Here is a 267-nt window from a genome sequence, read left to right as displayed (position 1 = left end):
AAAAAAATGCTTAATAGAATCGTAATCCCCAAAAGAATATTCCCGAAATTTTTTCAACAATGCTGCCGATTTCCAAGAGGAAATTGATGGCTAATTATTTATATTTTTTATAAAAATGGGAAGTAAATTAGCGGGAAAAGATCTAGTAAAAATAGGTTTTCCACAAAATAATATAGTTAATACAGCTTTAGGGCTGATCACAAGGTATCGAAAGAAGGAAAATAAAGAAACCATTCTTCTTGAACTTACTGAGTTGATAGAAGCTCC

Origin of the sequence: Sphingobacterium sp. UBA7253 (genome assembly GCF_002472745.1) — a bacterium.
GTDB classification, from domain to species: Bacteria; Bacteroidota; Bacteroidia; order Sphingobacteriales; family Sphingobacteriaceae; genus Sphingobacterium; species Sphingobacterium siyangense.
Note: the sequence above shows the minus strand (reverse complement) of the source record.